1 protein-coding gene is annotated in these 753 nt (G+C 56.3%); it reads right to left on the reverse strand.

The features are described 5' to 3' along the window. A partial coding sequence (locus tag BKX98_RS16570; RefSeq protein WP_143181174.1) for a phage major capsid protein occupies window positions 1-447 on the reverse strand: 447 nt, incomplete at its 3' end. Window positions 448-753: the final 306 nt, after the last annotated feature.

Here is a 753-nt window from a genome sequence, read left to right on the forward strand (position 1 = left end):
GGTGACTGCAAGTTCCTGGGTATCAGCCCATGCGAAGATGCCCTGTGGGGTGCTGATGCCGTCGCCGGTAGCACCAAGGAACGCGGTGTCCAAGGTCGAAGCTACGTCAGTGACCAGTCGATCCTGGAGAGCGGTGTCCAGAGCTACTACGGACTGGCGTGCCAGTTCGTTGGAGAAGCGGGTGATGACCTTGACGGACTTCATGGTGTCTGGGAGCAGCAGCACTTCATCGAAGGTTGGGTCCTGCTCGGTGATCAGTTCGTTCTGACCGTGCCATGCTGGGGAGGTTGGTGCGCCCAGCTTCGGGATGCGGATTGCGCTGCCGTTGGTGTCGAAGATGCGAGGGCCGGCAGATAGGAAGATCGAAGCCTGCTCAAGAGGCTTTACGAGGATCTTCTGGACCTGTTCCTGAGTGAGTTCAGGTGCGTTTACGGTGGATACAGCCATTTTCTTGGCTCCTTTTCGTCAGTGTTTGAAAGTGACGTTGTGAAGGGAGCCAGCCCCTGATACAACAAGTGGTACAAAGCCACCGGGACTCTGTACCACCTATTGTAGCAGTTATACCCTATAGGGGTATCTAGTGAAACATTTCCTTGTCTCCAAGGCGAATACCGCTCAGTTCCTGCGAGATGGAAAGCAGCGCAGCAACCTCGGCGGCTTTCAACTGCTGGTCCACGGTCAGACCTTCGTGATAGCCGAACGTCGCAGTGTCCCTGCCCTGAGCCGAACCAATGGCCTTGATCAGTGCATCCC

The sequence above is a fragment of the Glutamicibacter sp. 0426 genome (assembly GCF_001906485.1).
In the GTDB taxonomy this organism is placed as follows: Bacteria; Actinomycetota; Actinomycetes; order Actinomycetales; family Micrococcaceae; genus Glutamicibacter; species Glutamicibacter nicotianae.